Source organism: Paraburkholderia sp. AV2, from assembly GCF_054968425.1.
On the sequence record NZ_JBANLK010000056.1, the window covers coordinates 18,151 to 36,229 of the forward strand.

The following is an 18,079-nucleotide window of genomic DNA, read 5'->3' on the forward strand; positions in this document are numbered from 1 at the left end:
CAGGACTCCTTGCTGGTTGTCGTAGCCCGCGGGGGCGGGGCGGCAGAAAACAAGTGCATCGTGCTACCGGCCATCCGCTGGCCTGACCTGACGACCCGCGGTATCACGTCAAGGGCAGCGGCCGGATGCCTGAAAACGATATAGCGAGTTCCATGCCATCGGCCGCAGACCCGCCCCGCAGCGCCACTTAACAATGTTTGTAGCGCTTGTGTGCAGGAAAAATCGCTGAAAACGTTTCGACGATGAAACGCGGGCGCGTGGCGCGAGTGTTTTCGTTGCAGACGAGCACGACGCCGCCCGCTTCGGCGCTACTTTTGCGCGGCGTTCGCGTCGTCCTGCAGCACGCGCAGTTCGGCGACGGGAATATGGCAGCGTATGAGATGTCCATCGCTCGCTGGCGCGAACGGCGGCGCCTCTTCATCGCAGATCGTGCCGATGCGGCGCGGGCATTGCGCACAGAAGACACAGCCGGTCGCCGGCGCCCGTGCATCGAACGCCTCGCGTTCGCGCAAAGCTCGCGCGGCGAGCAGCGTTTCTGTATACGGATGGCTCGGTGCGCCGAACAGCGCGCCGGTCGGGCCTATCTCGACCACCTGGCCCGCGTAGAGGACCATCACGCGATCGGCGAGGTAGCGCACGACGTCGAGGTCGTGCGAAATGAAGAGATAGCTCACGCGGCGTTCGCGCTGCAGGCGCGCAAGCAAATTCAGGATCGCGGCCTGCACCGAAACGTCGAGTGCCGAAGTCGGTTCGTCGCAGATCACCACGCGCGGCTCGCCCGCGAAAGCCTGGGCGATCGCCACGCGCTGCCTGAGGCCGCCCGAAAGCTGGCGCGAGCGCGCCGTGAGATAGCGCAGGGGCACGCGGACCGCGTCGAGCAGGGCGGCGAGCCGCGTTTCGTCGGGAGCGTCGGTTCCGGTGGTGCGGGCGAGTGCCCGGCCGATCAGGCGTTCGACCGGCAGCGCGCGATTGAGCGAGGCATCCGGATGCTGGAACACGAGCCGCAGCGCTTCGAGCTGCTTCTTGCTGCGCCGCCCGACGCGGGCCGGCAAGGTCTCGCCCGCGAGTTCGATGCGCCCGCCCGAGTCGGGCGCGTAGAGGCCTAGCAGCAGCTTCGCGAGCGTGGTCTTGCCGCTGCCCGACTCGCCGACGAGGCCGAGCGTCTCGCCCGAGCGCAAGTCGATCGAGACGCCGTCGAGCGCGCGCACGGCCTCGCTGCCCTGGCCGAACGTATGCGATACGTCGACTGCGCGCAGGACCACCTCGGGTTCGGCAGGGGCAGCCGGCGCGTGCGTGCTCGCCGGTTCGGCGGGCGGCAGCTCCATGGCGCGCTCGTGATAGTGGCAGCGCGCCATCTGCGCGCCATGCGGCGCGTCCAGGCGATGTGGGGGCGGCGCCTGCTCGACGCAGCGCGCGTCGGCAAGGCGGCAGCGCGGCGCATACACGCAGCCGTGCGCCAGCGTGCCGGGCGCAGGGGGCTCGCCCGCAATCGTGTCGAGCGGCCCTTCGTCCTTGCTGCGTCCGCGTGTGGGCAGGCAGCGCAGCAGGCCCACCGTGTAGGGATGGCGTGCGCGCGCGAAGACGTCGCGCGTGTCGCCTTCCTCGACGAGACGTCCCGCATACAGCACGCCGACGCGCTCGCACATCTTGCCGATCACGGCCAGATCGTGGCTGATGAGCAGCACCGCCATGCCGATCTCGGCGCGCAATTGCGCGATCAATGCCAGCACTTCGGCTTCGACGGTGGCGTCGAGTCCGGTGGTGGGTTCGTCGAGAATCAGGAGCGACGGGTTCGACGCGAGCGCCATCGCGATCACCACGCGCTGCTGCATTCCGCCGGAAAGCTGATGCGGGTAGCTCGCCATCACGCGTGCCGGATCGGCAATACGCACGCGTCCGAGCATCTCGGGCGAACGCGCGAGTGCGTCCGCCGGGCTCGCGCCCGCTGCCTCGAAAGCCTCGCTCAGTTGGCGCGCGATCGTGAGCGAGGGATTGAGCGCACTCGCGGGGTCCTGATAAACCATCGATACGGCACCGGCGCGCAAGCGGCGCAGGCCGTCGGCGTCGAGCGCGAGCACGTCGGCGCCGGCGATCGCGATGCGCCCGGCCTTCACGCGGCCATTGCGCGGCAGATAGCGCAGCGCGGCGAGCGCGACCGTCGACTTGCCGCAGCCCGATTCGCCGACGAGCCCATAGGCTTCGCCCTGGCGGATGCGCAGCGAGACGTCGGTGAGCACGTCGCGCTCGCGGCCTTTCACGCGATAGGCCACCGTGAGGCCGACCAGCACGAGGGCATCGTCTTTGGCGCCCCCGCTGTTGTGCCGCGCGTTCATGATTCGAGCGCCTCGCGCAGGCTGTCGGCGATCAGGTTCACGGCCACCACGAGCGAGGCGATGGCCAGCGCGTCGAAGGCGACGGTCCACCACGCGCCGCCCGCGAGCAGCGCATACGATTCGGCGAGCGCGAGGCCCCAGTCGGCTGAGGGCGGCTGGATGCCGAAGCCGAGGAACGAGAGCGTCGCGACGGCAAAGATCGCGTAGCTCAGCCGTACCGTCGCCTCCACGACGATGGGCGGCCACACGTTAGGCAGGATCTCCGCGAACATCACATAGGGAGCGCGCTCGCCGCGCAGACGCGCCGCGGCGACGTAGTCCAGGTGACGCTCGGCCAGCACCGCGGCGCGCACCGTGCGTGCGATCAGCGGCGCGAAGGTAAGGCCGATCACGAGAATCACCGCGAGATTCGAGGCGCCCACGGCGGCGAGCACCATCAGCGCGACGATCACGAGCGGCAGCGCGAGCACCGCGTCGAGCATGCGCGCAATGAGGCTGCCCGCGAAACCTTCGAAGTAGCCTGTAACGAGACCGAGCGCGGTGCCTGTCAGGGTGCCCGCGAGCGTGGCGAGCGGTGCGATCGTAAGGATGTCGCGCGCGCCCGCGATCACGCGCGAGCAGATGTCGCGGCCCAACTGATCGGTGCCGCACCAGTGCGTATGATCGGGCGGCATGAGCGAGCCGAGCGGGTCGGACGCATAGGGGTCGAACGGCGCGAGCCATTGCCCCGCGAGCGCGCACACGATCCACCCCAGCACGATCAGCGTGCCTGCGACGAATGCGGGGGAGCGCAACAGCTCGCGCAGGAGACCGAAGCGTTCGGCGGCGTGGTCGGGCGGAGCAATCGAGGAGTCGGTGACGGTGTCGTTCATGCGTGTCCTGTCGTGCGCAGCCGCGGATCGAGCAGTGCGTGCAGCGCATCGGCGCCGAGGTTGGCCAGCGTATAGACTGCGCCGATGGCCAGCACGCCGGCTTCCAGCAGCGGAAAATCCTTCGCTCGCGCGGCGTTGTAGATCAGCGAGCCGATGCCGGGATAGCGGAACAGCGTTTCCACGACGACGAGCCCGCCGATCAGATAGCCGAGCTGCGTCGCCGCGACGGTGACGGTGGGCAGGAGCGCGTTGCGCAGCACATGCCGCATGATCACGACGCGGCGGGGCAGGCCTTTGAGGATCGCGGTGCGCGTGTAGTCGGCATCGAGTGCGCCCAGCATGCCCGCGCGCGTCATGCGCGCGAGATAGCCGAAGAAGACGAAGACCAGTGGCAGCACGGGCAGCAGCAGATGCCGCAGCGTTTCGAGCACACCGGCGCCGGGCGGCGCGACGGCTTCGATGGGCAGCCAGCGCAGCCATACGCCGAACACGAGGATCAGCACGATCGCCGAGACGAACTCGGGCACGGCGCTCGCGCACAGGCCGAGCGTGCTGATCGCGCGGTCGAGCCAGCGGCCCGCGTGCAGCGCGGCCCAGACCCCGCCGCCGATGCCGAGCGGCACGACCACGACGAACGCGCAGAGGCCGAGCCTGGCCGACTGCAGCAGCGCCGCGCCGACGAATGGGGCGACCGGCTGGCGGTAGCTCCACGACATGCCGAAGTCGCCGCGCAGCGCGTGGGCCATCCAGACGAGGTACTGCCCGATCGCGGGGCGATCCGCGCCGAGCTGATGATCGAGGGCCGCGACGGCGCGCGCGTCGGCGAGCGGTCCCAGCACCGCTCGGCCAATGTCGCCGGGCAGTAGCTGGCCGCCCGCGAACACGAGCACGGAGAGGAGCCAGAGCGTAAAGAGCGCCCAGCCTGCGCGGCGCGCGAAAAAGCACAATGCGCCCGCGGCGCGTCTCGTACGGGTCGCCGTCCGTGGCGAATGAGGCGATCGGGGCGGACTCGTCAACTGCGTAGCCATCGGACTCCAGGAGCGGTCGGCGCGGGGCGCCGTGGGCGGATCATGCAGCGAGCGTGGCGCGGTCGAAGTAGAGCTGCGCGAGCGCCGTGAAGCGCATGCCTTGCAGCGCGGTGCGCTGCGCGATCAACTGGTCGTAGAAGTATGGAATGATCACAGGCGTCTCCTCGAGCAGCAGCGTTTCGATCTGTGCCGCGACCTTTTTCTGCGCCGCGACGTCGAGCGTCGCGACGAAGTCGGCCACGAGCTTGTCGTACTGCGCGTTGCGAAAGTGCGCAGCATTCCACGTGCCGCCGCTCGTGAGCGGCGCGTTGAGGAACACATTCGGCACGCCGCGATGGCCGTAGTCGGTCATGCCGAGCGGCGAGTCCAGCCAGTCCGATTTGCCGTACGTGCCTGCACCGTAGTACTGCCCCTGGCTCTCGACCTTCAGCGCGATGCGCACGCCGATCGCTTTCGCCGCGTTCTGCACAACCACGGCCAGGTCGGGAATCTCCATGTACTTCTCGGTCGTCAGCGTCACGTCGAAGCCGTTTGCCACGCCGGCCTGAGCGAGCAATTCGCGTGCCTTCGCGACATTCAGCGCGCGCTGCGGCACGGTGGTCGCCGTCGACGGGAACACCGGTGCGAACGGGCTGTCGTTGCCGACCACCGCGCGGCCCTTGAAGAGCCCGCGCACCATCACGTCGCGATCGAGCGCGAGAGCCAGCGCCTGGCGCACGCGTTTGTCGCGAAAGGTGGGCACGTCGTTGCGCATGTGGATCTGGCGGTGCGCGCTGGAGCGCACGCCGATCACCTTGAAGTCGGGATTGTTCAGGATGCCGAAACCACCCTGTACGGTGAACGTGCCCATGACGTCGGCCTGCTGGCCCTGCAGGGCGAGGATCTGGGCCGGCTCGTCGGCGTAGAACGCGAACTGCACGCGCGCGGGCAGCGCCTTTTCGCCCCAGTAGTCGGGATTGCGCACGAAGCTCGCGCCTTGCCGCGGCTGGTAGTGCTCGAGCTTGAACGGCCCCGTGCCGACGAAGCTCTTCTCGTAGTTGCCCGCGTAATTCGCCGGCAGGATCACGGCGTTGTAATTGTCGGAGGAGACGTAGTAGGGGAAGTTGCCGTTCGGTGCGTCGAGATGGAACTGGACCGTGTGGTCGTCGAGCACTTTCGCGGCTCCCTTCGAGAGCACGCCCTTTAGCACCGATAGTGCCGCCGAGCCGCTCGCCGGGTCGGCGAGACGGTCGAACGTCGCCACCACGTCTTTGGCGCCGAACGGTTGACCGTCATGAAATTTCACGTTCGGGCGCAGCTTGAAGGTCCAGACGTCCGCCTTGTCGTTCGGCTGCCATGAGAGCGCGAGGGCGGGCTGGAGCCGGTCGTTGGCGTCGTCGTTCAGCAGGAACTCGCCGGTCTGGTTGAGCAGGCAGAGACCGCCCGCGTCGGTGACGGTGAGCGGATCGACGGCGCCCGCCGGCATCAGGTGCGCCACGCGGATGGTCTGGTTGGTCGGCTGTTGCGCGGCGCGCGCCGTGCGAGGTGCGAGCGTGGCCACGAGGCCCGTCAGGCCCAGCACGCCTGCGTAGCGCAGCAGTTCGCGGCGCGTGAGGCGGCCGGCGAGGTATTCGTCGATAGCGTGGTTGCCGTAATCGCCGGCATTGCGCCGTGACGTGCCGAAGGAGTCAAAGGGGGCGAAGGCGGCAGACGGCGGTCGTTTCATCGATGCGGGTTCCCGTGCGGTTCCGTGAGTGGGCGCGCCCAGGCCCTCTGGACTGGCGCGACGGCGGCATGCGGTGCGGCAGACGACGAATTCGGGTCCAGTTTAAGCGATCCGGCGGGGCCTGCGCCAGGCGGCGCGCTTAGTGATCGTCCTGGTGATCGTGCGGATGGCGGTGGATGGGATCGACCCAGTAGACCGTTTCCGGCGCTTCGACGGCATCGATGTTCAGATTGACGACGACGGCTTCGTTGTCGCTGCGCACGAGCACGCATTCGAGCGGGTCGTCGGTACTCGCATTGATTTCCTGGTGCGGCACGTACGGCGGCACGAAGATGAAGTCGCCGGGTCCGGCTTCGGCCGTGAATTCGAGGTGTTCGCCCCAGCGCATGCGCGCGTGCCCGCGCACCACGTAGATCACGCTTTCGAGCGCGCCGTGATGGTGTGCGCCCGTCTTCGCATTCGGGTGAATCGTGACGGTGCCGGCCCAGATCTTCTGCGCGCCCACGCGAGCCGCATTGATGGCGGCCGCGCGGTTCATGCCGGGTGTCTGCGCCGTATTGGCGTCGAGCTGGTCGCCGCGGATGACCTTGACGCCGTGCTCGCGCCAGTCCACCGGGCCGGTGGGCGCCGCGTCGTCGCGATGGTGGGTGTGATGGTGGGGGTGATCGTGGCTCATCGTCCTGTCTCCTGTCCGCTCTCGATCGGCGGTTTATCCATTGAAAAAGCCCGTCCCGCGAGGGACGGGCTTGCGGTGAGGAAAAGCCGGAGTGCTTAGGTCTTCTTTGCGTTGATGACCGCTTCGGCCACGTTCTGCGGCGTTTCGGCGTAGTGCTTGAACTCCATCGTGTACGTGGCGCGGCCCTGCGTGAGCGAGCGCAGCGACGTGGAGTAGCCGAACATTTCGGAGAGCGGCACTTCGGCGCGCACGATCTTGCCGCCGCCGCCCGCGATGTCCTCCATGCCCTGCACGATGCCGCGGCGGCTGGAGAGGTCGCCCATCACGTTGCCCATGAAGTCCTCGGGCGTTTCCACTTCCACGGCCATCATCGGTTCGAGCAGGATGGGCTTCGCCTTGCGCATCGCTTCCTTGAAGGCCATCGAACCGGCCATGCGGAAAGCGTTTTCGTTCGAATCGACGTCGTGGTACGAACCGAACGTGAGCGTGACTTTCGTGTCGACCACCGGATAGCCCGCGAGCACGCCTGCCTTGAGCGTCTCCGCGATACCCTTTTCCACGGCCGGGATGAACTCGCGCGGAATCACGCCGCCCTTGATGGCGTCGACGAACTCATGGCCCTTGCCCGGCGGCTGCGGTTCGAGCGTGATGACCGCGTGGCCGTACTGGCCGCGCCCGCCCGACTGCTTGACGAACTTGCCTTCCACGCCCTCTACCTTGTTGCGCACGGTCTCGCGATAGGCCACCTGCGGCTTGCCGACGGTCGCTTCCACGCCGAACTCGCGCTTCATGCGGTCGACCAGAATTTCGAGGTGCAGCTCGCCCATGCCGGAGATGATGGTCTGGCCGGATTCCTCGTCGGTCTGCACGCGGAACGATGGGTCTTCCTGCGCGAGGCGATTGAGCGCGATGCCCATCTTCTCCTGGTCGGCCTTGGTCTTCGGCTCGACGGCCTGCGAGATCACGGGCTCCGGGAAGATCATCTTTTCGAGTACGATGGCGTGGGCCGGATCGCAGAGCGTGTCGCCCGTGGTCGCTTCCTTCAGGCCGACCGCCGCCGCGATGTCGCCCGCGCGCACTTCCTTGATTTCCTTGCGCTCGTTCGCATGCATCTGCAGGATCCGGCCGAGACGCTCCTTCTTGTCCTTCGTCGCGTTGAGCACGGTGTCGCCCGATTCGACCACGCCCGAGTAGACGCGGAAGAAGATCAGTTGTCCGACGAAGGGGTCGGTCATGATCTTGAACGCAAGCGCGGAGAACGGCTCGTCGTCGCTTGGATGGCGCTCGATTTCCTTGTCGTGAAGGTCGTGGCCGAGAATCGCGGGGATGTCCACGGGCGAGGGCAGGTAGTCGATTACCGCGTCGAGCATCGCCTGCACGCCCTTGTTTTTGAACGCGCTGCCGCACAGCATCGGCACGATCTCGTTCGCGATCGTGCGTTTGCGCAGCGCGCCCTTGATTTCCTCTTCGGTCAGGCTCTCGTGATCTTCGAGGTACTTTTCGAGCAGCACTTCGTCCGCCTCGGCGGCGGCCTCGACCATCTTCTCGCGCCATTCGTGCGCCAGTTCGACGAGATTGGCCGGGATGTCCTCGTACTCGAACTTCACGCCCTGGCTCTCGTCGTCCCAGACGATCGCCTTCATCTTCACGAGATCGACCACGCCCTGGAAGTGATCCTCGGCGCCCACCGGAATCTGGATCGGCACGGCCACGCCCTTCAGGCGCTCGCCGATCTGCCGCTGCACGCGAAAGAAGTCCGCGCCCACGCGGTCCATCTTGTTGACGAACGCGATGCGCGGCACCTTGTACTTGTTCGCCTGGCGCCACACCGTTTCCGACTGCGGCTGCACGCCGCCCACGGAGTCGTACACCATGCACGCGCCGTCGAGCACGCGCATGGAGCGCTCGACTTCGATGGTGAAGTCGACGTGCCCCGGGGTGTCGATGATGTTGATGCGGTGCTCGGGGTAGTTGCCGGCCATGCCCTTCCAGAACGCGGTGGTCGCGGCCGAGGTGATCGTGATGCCGCGCTCCTGTTCCTGTTCCATCCAGTCCATGGTCGCCGCGCCGTCGTGAACCTCGCCGAGCTTGTGATTCACGCCGGTGTAGAACAGGATCCGTTCGGTCGTGGTGGTTTTGCCGGCATCGATGTGAGCGCTGATCCCGATGTTGCGATAGCGCTCGATGGGAGTCTTGCGAGGCACGGTGATCTCCTTGGAATACGCGCCGTGGAAGGTGCCGGACGCCGCGCGGCGCGAGCTGCGCGCGCACCCGGCGCAACGCGCGGCGCCCAGGGCGCCGCGCAAGCCAGAATACTAGGATAGCGCCTCGGCGGCGCTTTTGCTGGAAGCGCGTCAGGTACGCCGGGTTGCGCCGCAGGGGCCGCGGGCCTACGCCGGCCTGGTGCGGACAGGCGCGTTGGGCGGGGAGCCCGCGAGCGTTCCGAAACGGCAAGAAAAAACCGGCGCCGCGGGAAGCGGGGCCGGCCGGCAGGATGGGGAGCGGCGGCGCGCCCGGGCAGTTCCGCTGCGAGCGCCGCAGCGTTCGCCGAACAAGCGCTGGCGTGCGTCAGGCGGATCTCACTGCACGGGCGGCAGACCTTCGATCTTCATGCCCGGCTTGATGCCCTTCGACGTGAACCATCCCTGGCTCATTTCGAGCGCGTAGTAGCCGTTGTTACGCGGACAGTGGTTGTTGGTCGTTTCGGCCTGCATCTCGTCGATGTCGGTGACCGTGCCGTCCTGGCGGATGAACGCGATCGACAGCGGGATCAGCGTGTTCTTCATCCAGAAGCAGTGCACGGCGTTTTCGCCGAACACGAACAGCATGCCTTCGTTCGGCGCGAGCTGGGTGCGATACATGAGGCCCTGTTCGCGGTCCGCGTCGTTGGCAGCCACGGCGGCATCGATCACGAACATGCCGGCAGTCAGCTTCACGCGCGGGAAGTCGCCGGGCTGCTTCGCGCCGGGAGGCATCTGCTGGGCGTGGGCGACGCTGGGCATGGCGAATGTGGCCGCGGCCAGGCTCGCGGCGGCGGCGAACGGCAAGGCAATGGCGAACGCGTAGCGCGCAAATAGCGGCACGAGAAGCGACCCGACAAGCGGGCGCAGGGAAAATCGCACGACAGGACTCCTTGCTTGAGATTAACTCGCGCATGTTACGCGAGTAAGTCGAAGCGGGTCAAAGCGTGTCGGCTACGAACGATGACACGCCATGCGCGGCACGGAAAAACGCGCGGATTGCAGCGCCCAAAAACAAAAAGGCAGAACGCCTTGCGACGCTCTGCCTTTCAACGCGATGAAGAGCGGCAACGAATGCCGATCGTCGATGCGCCTTACAAAAAGCTTACTCCGAAGCGCCCGAAGCGGCTTCAGCAGCAGCGGCCTTCTTGTGCGACTTCTTGTGCGACTTCTTCTTCATTGCCTTGTGAGCCGACGAAGCAGCAGCAGCCGGAGCAGCCGAAGCAGCTTCCGGAGCCGAAGCTTGTGCGAATGCAGCCGTTGCGAAGAGGCCAGCGATCAGAGCAGCGATCAGTTTGTTCATGTTGTGAATCCTCAGCTTGAGTTAATTAACCAAGTGACCCGGTTATTGGATCAGGTCGGTAAACGTGCCATCCACCTTTCGGTTGACAGGCGCGGTCGAGAAAATCGAATGAATTCGCGAACGCATCTGCCAGCGGTCCGGACCACGTCATGACGGCTTGCGCGCGCAAGGCGGGTACCTGAAGGCTGAATGCCGGATAGCTTCGGAGGGCATCTGCGTCGAATAACGCGCGGTCTCGCGAGGCGGTTGACGCGAAATTTCTATTTCGCTTGCAAATCACTGCAACGACAGCGAGCACGACGTCGCGCTATTTGCGTCGAATCAAAAAGTGCTTACGCAACAGTCATTTGGACGAGGGCGTGCGGCGTGCAGACTGCCATGGCGCGTCGGTGGGAACCTCGATGCTTGCGCCGGGGGCGAGGTCGAGCGAAAAAATATCGAGCGCACCGATCGCGACGCGCACGAGCCGCAGCGTGGGAAATCCGACGGCCGCTGTCATGCGACGGACCTGTCGGTTCTTGCCTTCGCTGATCGCGAGTTCGACCCATGTCGTGGGAATCGACGCACGGTAGCGAATGGGCGGGTTGCGCGGCCAGAGAGGTTCGGGGGAGGCAATCACCGTTGCGCGACAGGGCTGCGTCACGAAGTCGCCGAGATCCACGCCGCGTTCGAGCGTGGCAAGCGCCGCGGCATCGGGCTCGCCTTCGACCTGTGCCCAGTAGCGCTTCACGAGCTTGCGCCGCGGTTCGGCAATGCGTGCCTGGAGTGCGCCGTCGTCGGTGAGCAGCAGGAGCCCCTCGCTGTCCGCATCGAGCCGGCCGGCCGGATAGACGCCCGGTGTCCTGACCCAGTTGGCCAACGTCAGACGGGTTTCGTGCGGCGAAAACTGGCAAATCGTACCGAACGGTTTATTGAGGGCGATTAAGCGCATGGAAAGCGGGCGAGTCGTGAGTGATGGCTGTGGGGCGCGGCGGAATCTTAATGCATAACCCGCCCGATCGTATCGCGTGTCTTCTATAAGACATAAGACATCGACGTCTGCGCGGGAGTCCTGCCGGGTGGCACGCCATTGCAGGGCGTGGGCTAGAATAACGCCCAGACCGTCACGCGGACGGGCGGTGCGCAGCATGCGACGCTACATCTTCTCGCCGCGAGCATCGACCGCGCCGGCCGCGCAGCGCACGATTCGCTACTGCTACTACCAGCCAGGTCCCTAACTGGAGTCGATCATGCCGTATCAGCACATCAAGGTTCCGACGGACGGTGACAAGATCACCGTCAACGCGGATTTCTCGCTCAACGTCTCCGATCAGCCGATCATCCCGTATATCGAAGGCGACGGCACGGGCGTCGACATCACGCCGGTGATGATCAAGGTTGTCGACGCGGCGGTGGCGAAGGCCTACGGCGGCCAGCGCAAGCTGCACTGGATGGAGATCTACGCGGGCGAGAAAGCCACGCGTCTCTACGGCCCCGACGTGTGGCTGCCCGAGGAGACGCTCGACGCCGTGAAGGAGTATGTCGTCTCCATCAAGGGGCCGCTCACGACGCCGGTGGGCGGCGGCATCCGCTCGCTGAACGTGGCGCTGCGCCAGCAACTGGATCTCTACGTATGCCTGCGCCCCGTGCAGTACTTCAAGGGCGTGCCCTCGCCGGTGCGTGCGCCGGAGAAGGTCAACATGGTGATCTTCCGCGAGAACTCGGAAGACATCTACGCGGGCATCGAATGGCCGGCCGAATCGGAAGGCGCGAAGAAGATCATCAAGTTCCTGCGCGACGAGATGGGCGTGTCGAAGATCCGCTTTCCCGAGTCGTCGGGCCTCGGCATCAAGCCGGTCTCGCGCGAGGGCACCGACCGCCTCGTGCGCAAGGCGATCCAGTACGCGCTCGACAACGAGCGCCGCTCGGTGACGCTCGTGCACAAAGGCAACATCATGAAATTCACCGAAGGCGCATTCCGCGACTACGGCTATGCGCTCGCGCAGCGCGAGTTCGGCGCGGAACTGATCGACGACGGTCCGTGGATGAAAGTGAAGAACCCGAAGACGGGCGGCGACGTCGTCATCAAAGACGTGATTGCCGACGCGTTCCTGCAGCAGATCCTGTTGCGCCCCGCCGAATACGACGTGATCGCGACGCTGAACCTGAACGGCGACTATATCTCCGACGCGCTGGCGGCCCAGGTGGGTGGCATCGGCATTGCGCCGGGCGCCAACCTCTCGGACTCGGTGGCGATGTTCGAGGCCACGCACGGCACCGCGCCGAAGTATGCCGGCAAGGACTACGTCAATCCGGGCTCGGAGATTCTCTCGGCCGAAATGATGCTGCGCCACCTCGGCTGGACCGAGGCCGCCGATCTCATCATCGCTTCGATGGAGAAATCGATTCTCCAGAAGCGCGTGACCTATGACTTCGCACGCCTGATGGAAGGCGCGACGCAGGTGTCGTGCTCGGGATTCGGCCAGGTGATGATCGAAAATATGTAAATGAAATCGATGTGATCCGAAGAAGTCCGGTAAACCCCGATGTACACTATGTGTCGTCGGGGTTTTTGTTTTTCTTAGTCCGATAGCGTGTAGGGGAATCCATGTTTTTTGGAGGGGAAGTTGGCGGGGATTTACGCGCTAATCCACCTCCATTCACTCCATTGGGAGGGGGTATGAGCCGGGGCAGGCACTTCAATTATGTCTTGACGCCAACGCGCCTGAACAACGCGAAACCGAAAGAGAAGGCGTACAAGCTGGCTGATGGGGGCGGGTTGTTTGTGATGGTCCAGCCCGGTGGATCCAAGACGTGGGCATATCAATATCGGATGGACGGCAAACGGCGGGAGGTAACGATAGGCCGTTATCCTGAAATTGCCGTTGCCGACGCGCGTGACCGCCATGCGGAATATCGGGCAATGCTGGAGCAGGGGCAGGATCCGGCCGCGCACAAGCGAACCGACGAGGCTGAGAGGAAGGCTCGGGCGATCCTGACGGCCGGCGAAGGGCAGTTTAAGGCGTTCTCGCTCAAATGGCTGGACGAACGATTAGGTGGCAAATCCGACGGTTACCGTGCGCAAATGCGCTCGCTATTGGATCGGTTCGTATGGCCTGACATTGGCAGCAAGGCACTGGAGGATGTGAAGCCCGCCCATGTACTTGCAATTATTGAACAGAGGCGTGAGACCCCGAACACGGCGGAGAACGTGCGGGTGCTCATTCAACAGGTCTACAACTACGCGATCCAGAAACTGTTGGTTGAATCGAATCCGGCATTGCCGCTGTGCGGTGTCATCCGGGTTCCGAAGGCCGAGCACCATCGGCATCTGAACGAATCGGAACTGGGGGCCTTCTGGCGGGCGTTGGGCAAGCAGGGAGCGTATCCGTCCACAACGGCGGCGGCAAGATTGCTGATGTATAGCATGTGTCGCAAGGTTGAAGTGTTGCGCGCGAAGTGGCGGGAGTTCGACATCGACAAAGCGCAGTGGGATATCCCGGCCGAACGCATGAAGTCAAGACGCCCGCATCGCGTGTATTTGTCTGGTCAAGCGCTGGAGCTACTTGCTGTGCAACGGGCATTGACCGGTGACGGCGAGTATGTGTTTCCGTCCGCGTTCCGGGCGGTCGTGCCGATGGCTGATGCGACTCTCAATCACTTGTTCAAGCGTTTGGACTTTGGCGTTCCGGAGTTTTCCCCGCACGGCACGCGCGGTACCGCAGCGACGCTGTTGCGCGAACATGGCTTCGGTCGCGATGTAGTCGAGTTACTGTTGGCACACGCCGAGCGCAGCCTGACGGCCGCGAGCTATCACCATCACGAGTTGGAGATGGAACGGCGGCGTGCGTTGCAGTATCTGGCGGACGAGATTGACCGCCAAACGGCGATTTCTATGGCGGGTAACGTGGTGAGCATTACGGCGAGAAGCGCTTGAGGTCGATGAGCCGAAGGCGAGAAGTATTTGGCACGTGCATCGATCGAGGAGGCGTGAATGCCCGGATATGTAAAGTATGCACCGGACACATTGATCAAGCGTTACGACACAAAAGTCATAGGGAGGGGACGAGACATTCTTGAGCGCCTGATTACCCGTGCGGAAATGGATGGCGCATGGCGCACGCTCGGTAAACACGCGAGACACGCCGACCACGCCTGGTTGTTGTTTAGGGAAATAGTCGTCATTGAGGATGCAAGCCGCAAGCCGCCGACCAAACTGCGCTCGGCCGAGCGTGACGATTATTTGAAGATCGCAGGGCAAGCACAGGAGTTGTCGCTCGCCATAGCTGATGGTGCATTGGATCGGCGTGTATATGAGTTCTTCTCTTCTGAGGCAATGGATATCAATGGAATCGCCGGCTGGGAAAACTTGGACGGAATGACTCGCGTTACGTGTGCACACTCCCTGCTGCGCGAATGGCCTCCCATAATTGACATCTTGGACGCGCTCGCTCGTCAAGCTGAAAATCTCGCGAGCGAAGCGATGTTGAAATCCCGCGTTGTGGAGCGAGTGTCTGGGCAGTCAGATGACTTCCGCAAGCTGTATTTTGTGCGTGAACTCGCGAAATATATTGCGTCGGAGTATGCCAAATCGCTGCATAGCACCGTAGCGGATATTACCAATGTCGTTCTCGATACGAGTCTGATCGGGGTTGAAATATCGAAGATTGTCAAGCCCCCTAAGAAGGGCTAACTATGTGGTCTTGGGCGGATAGAGTGCCGAAGTCCGCCCCAATACGATGGTGCCTGTCTTCAGCCAACAACGGACGGCATCTATGTACCAACTACCTGAAACTGGCTATCTGCGCCTACGTCAGATCATCGGCGACTCGCGCGCTATTCCTCCAGTCCCAGCAATTATTCCCGTCAGCAAATCCACTTGGTGGGAGGGAGTTCGAACGGGGCGTTACCCGCCCGCAGTCAAGACGCTTGGCGTTCGGATCACGGCGTGGCGCGTCGAAGACATTCGAAAACTCATTCGTCAAACGGAAGGGGGCGGAGAATGAAGCATTCGAAACGTCTTCGCTCGGGCTACACCGCACAAAACTACGCGGATGATGTCGTGGCGGTGCTGCCGTTCGCTTTCACCGATTTGCATGAGTCAGGACGTATGACCACGTGCGCACATTGCGGGGACGTGCACGACGGATTCTGTTTTGCGATCCACAAAAGCGTAGACCAAGGGGTTATTACGGCAATCGAGATCGTTGCCGTGTGCGATATGTGCGCAGTAGATCCGCTGATTTCACCGCCAGAGCGGTGGCGCCACGTCGGGGAGACAAGCGGGTTATTCGTGGCTGAGGAGAACTGGCAGCTGTTCGCTGAACTGCTCAACGCCCTTTATGCTCCCGCGCAAGACAGAACGTGGAGGCTCGTATGACTACGGCCTCGGGTCGTCAGCGCGATGAACGCAAACTGGCCGTTATGCGTTACGCCGGTGAGACGGATATCACGGGCAAGCAGAACCATGGAACGTGGCTCCAAGTTTCGACGCTGTTGGCGAAGCGCGATATCCGTGTGAGGAAATCAGGTGCCGCGTTTGCACCAGTGAAGATGATGCCGGGGGCGACCAGAGCTAAAGACAACGTTGGGGCAATTTCGATGGCCGTCGCCGACATTGACACCGAGGGGCAGAAGGATAAGACGACGGGGCTAATTGTGTCTGTGACGAAGCGTGCGCCTATGCTGGAACTGCTTCGCCCCAACATCGACGGCTACACTTGGATCGCGCATTCGTCTCATGGGCACGAACCCAGGCGGCTCAACGGTATCGTCAAGTATCGGATCGTATTCCCCCTTTCCCGCGATTGCACCAAGGAGGAGTGGCCGGAGGTTTGGCAGGGGCTTAACGCCCTTCTCGATGGACACTGTGATCGCCAGTGTCGAGACCCTTCGCGCTTGTACTACTTGCCGAGTTGCCCGCCAGAAACGGCGTCCGACGCGTTCTGCGAAAGCAACACGGGGGCATGGCTCGATCCTGATTATTTGATCGCGCTTGGCCGCTCGATGGCCCCGCCGGCCCATGTGTCGTTTCCCGCGAATAACTTGACGGCGGGAGCAGGCGTTTCGGCTCCATTGGAAACGCCGGAGGAGATCGGGCGGGTCGAGTCGATGGTGGCGAGAATACCGGCAAATTGCGATCGTGAGCAGTGGCGCAATATTGTCTGGGCAATCGCCGCGACTGGCTGGAGCTGCGCCGAGAGCATCGCTCGCGAATGGAGCAGAACCGTGCCGGAGGTTTTTGACGAGGCCGAATTCGCGAAGATTTGGAAGTCTTTTAGACCGAATCGGGGCATCGGATTTGGCTCGTTGGTTCACTATGCGAAGCTTGCCGGTTGGCAAGCGGAGGGGACGCCGCAACGCGTTGCCGAGATTGATGATGGTGCCACTGGCGACATCCGAAACGGAAAGATTTACGCGCATCTGAATGTGAACAGATTGTTGTTTGTCCACGAAACCGATGACGTTCTGAGCTTTGAAGACGGCGTTGGCTGGGTGCATGCGTCGCCGGGTGAGGATGTACGAGCAGCTAAGTCGGCAATTGCTGAACTTCGTTCCTATGCCGCCCAACGATGGCAGGCGGCCCCCGATGACGTTAAGACCAAGCGCCTTATGGCGCATGTTGAGCGAAGCAGCACCGAGCAACGAATTAATTCGATGGTCAAGCTGGCGCAGTCTGAACCGGGCATGACCGTTCGACTGAACGAGTTGGATGCTGATCCTATGTTGCTCGGCGTGGCGAACGGCGTGCTTGATCTCCGATCCGGCCAGCTTTTGGCGGTTGTCCCATCGTTGAAAGTGACCAAGCGTTGTGCCGTTGCGTTTGATTCAAATGCTGTGGCACCAACCCTTGACGCCTTCATCGAGCGTATCACGAGGGGGAAGCCGGATCTTGCGCCGTTTCTCCGGCGGCTCGCAGGATATTCCTTGACTGGCGACGTGCGTGAGCAGTGTTTTGCGTTTCTGTACGGTCTGGGCCGTAACGGAAAGACGACATACGCCGAGCTACTTCGTTGGCTGCTGGGTGACTATGCCGTTGTGCTTCCGACGACGACTTTGATGCTTGCGAAGCGTGATCCCGGTGCCGCCAGCCCGGATCTCATGTTGCTCAAGGGGCGTCGTCTCGCGCTCGCATCGGAACTGGAGGAAAGTGCTCGCTTTGCTGAGGCCACGATCAAGGGTATGACCGGCGGCGATACGATGCAGGCGAGAAATCCGTATGGATCGTATGTTGAGTGGGCACCGACGCACAAGCTGATGATTGTCGGCAACCACCGGCCGGTTATTTCGGGCGGTGATCATGGGATATGGCGTCGAGTCCGATTGGTTCCGTTTGAAGAAACTATCAGCGACGCCGAGTGCGACGAGAAATTATCGGAGAAGCTGCGCGGAGAGGGTGCGGGCGTTTTGAACTGGGCGCTAGCCGGGTTGCGGGACTGGCAGCGGCAGGGGTTGAATCCACCAGCGGAGGTGAGAGCCGCTGGGGCCGCCTATCAGACTGACATGGACATGCTCGGGCAGTGGGTTGATGAGCACGTGGATTTCGTTGCGGGGGCGATCACGCCGACGGCTGAACTCTACAGGGCATATTCGGTATGGGCGCGCGAGTCGGGCTACAAGCATCCGATGACACGGCAAGCCTTCGGTCGGCGGCTGGTGGAGCGGAATATTCCGATAGTTAAGGCAGGCAGCGGCAACAAATGCGCCAGCGGGATTGCGTTGAACAGCGCGGGCAAACAGGCGGCCATGCGAAACCTCTGACTCGCCGCCGGATGATCCGGATGATTTTCTCGTGTTTCAGGATCTTTTCTCTATGTCTTTCTCATAGGGGAGTTACTGAAAATGGCATGAAATCGTCCGGATCATCCGGAGGAGGGGCGTCATTGAAGAGTTATCGTCGGAAGTGGTGTATGCGGCGTAGGGAGGAGGCAGGAGAAGGCGGT

At 63.5% G+C, this 18,079-nt stretch carries 14 protein-coding genes; 5 read left to right on the forward strand and 9 right to left on the reverse strand.

Annotated elements, in window-relative coordinates; translation table 11 throughout:
- Positions 1–308: 308 nt before the first annotated feature.
- The 9 genes from V8683_RS27080 to V8683_RS27120 form a co-directional block, all read right to left on the reverse strand.
- A complete protein-coding gene (locus tag V8683_RS27080; RefSeq protein ID WP_411188716.1) occupies positions 309–2,333 on the reverse strand; it encodes a dipeptide ABC transporter ATP-binding protein in 2,025 nt (674 codons plus the stop codon).
- Positions 2,330–3,205 (reverse strand): ABC transporter permease, encoded by an 876-nt coding sequence (locus V8683_RS27085; protein ID WP_411188717.1) that lies wholly within the window; start codon positions 3,203–3,205, stop codon positions 2,330–2,332. Before V8683_RS27085 ends, V8683_RS27080 begins: the two co-directional genes overlap by 4 nt.
- Positions 3,202–4,233 carry an ABC transporter permease gene (locus V8683_RS27090; protein WP_411188718.1) on the reverse strand — a complete coding sequence of 344 codons (1,032 nt, stop codon included), beginning with the start codon at positions 4,231–4,233 and terminating at the stop codon, positions 3,202–3,204. The genes V8683_RS27085 and V8683_RS27090 overlap by 4 nt, the downstream gene beginning before the upstream one ends.
- A 40-nt stretch (positions 4,234–4,273) precedes the next feature.
- Positions 4,274–5,938, reverse strand: a complete 1,665-nt coding sequence (locus V8683_RS27095; RefSeq protein WP_411188720.1) for an ABC transporter substrate-binding protein — start codon at positions 5,936–5,938, stop codon at positions 4,274–4,276.
- Between the two features lie 139 nt (positions 5,939–6,077).
- A complete protein-coding gene (locus V8683_RS27100; protein WP_411188721.1) occupies positions 6,078–6,614 on the reverse strand; it encodes a cupin domain-containing protein in 537 nt (178 codons plus the stop codon).
- A gap of 95 nt (positions 6,615–6,709) precedes the next feature.
- Entirely contained in the window at positions 6,710–8,818 is a 2,109-nt protein-coding gene (gene fusA / locus V8683_RS27105) for an elongation factor G (protein WP_411188722.1), read from the reverse strand.
- A 375-nt stretch (positions 8,819–9,193) separates the two neighbouring features.
- Positions 9,194–9,736: a DUF192 domain-containing protein gene (locus tag V8683_RS27110; protein WP_411188723.1), complete on the reverse strand. Its 543-nt coding sequence runs from the start codon at positions 9,734–9,736 to the stop codon at positions 9,194–9,196.
- Between the two features lie 223 nt (positions 9,737–9,959).
- Positions 9,960–10,157 (reverse strand): hypothetical protein, encoded by a 198-nt coding sequence (locus tag V8683_RS27115; protein WP_411188724.1) that lies wholly within the window; start codon positions 10,155–10,157, stop codon positions 9,960–9,962.
- Positions 10,158–10,500: 343 nt separating this feature from the next.
- Complete coding sequence (locus V8683_RS27120) at positions 10,501–11,088, reverse strand: pseudouridine synthase (RefSeq protein WP_411188725.1); 588 nt, start codon at positions 11,086–11,088, stop codon at positions 10,501–10,503.
- Between the two features lie 298 nt (positions 11,089–11,386).
- Between V8683_RS27120 and icd the strand changes: the two genes are divergently transcribed.
- The 5 genes from icd (at position 11,387) to V8683_RS27145 (ending at position 17,897) form a co-directional block, all read left to right on the forward strand.
- Positions 11,387–12,643 (forward strand): NADP-dependent isocitrate dehydrogenase, encoded by a 1,257-nt coding sequence (icd, locus tag V8683_RS27125; RefSeq protein ID WP_411188726.1) that lies wholly within the window; start codon positions 11,387–11,389, stop codon positions 12,641–12,643.
- A 173-nt stretch (positions 12,644–12,816) separates the two neighbouring features.
- A complete protein-coding gene (locus V8683_RS27130; protein WP_411188727.1) occupies positions 12,817–14,073 on the forward strand; it encodes a tyrosine-type recombinase/integrase in 1,257 nt (418 codons plus the stop codon).
- Positions 14,074–14,130: 57 nt separating this feature from the next.
- On the forward strand, positions 14,131–14,829 hold the full coding sequence (locus V8683_RS27135) for a hypothetical protein (protein WP_411188728.1): 699 nt from the start codon (positions 14,131–14,133) through the stop codon (positions 14,827–14,829).
- Between the two features lie 309 nt (positions 14,830–15,138).
- The gene (locus V8683_RS27140; RefSeq protein ID WP_411188729.1) at positions 15,139–15,516 is read left to right on the forward strand and encodes a hypothetical protein; all 378 of its coding nucleotides are present in this window, start codon (positions 15,139–15,141) and stop codon (positions 15,514–15,516) included.
- Positions 15,513–17,897, forward strand: a complete 2,385-nt coding sequence (locus V8683_RS27145; protein WP_411188730.1) for a phage/plasmid primase, P4 family — start codon at positions 15,513–15,515, stop codon at positions 17,895–17,897. Before V8683_RS27140 ends, V8683_RS27145 begins: the two co-directional genes overlap by 4 nt.
- Positions 17,898–18,079: the final 182 nt, after the last annotated feature.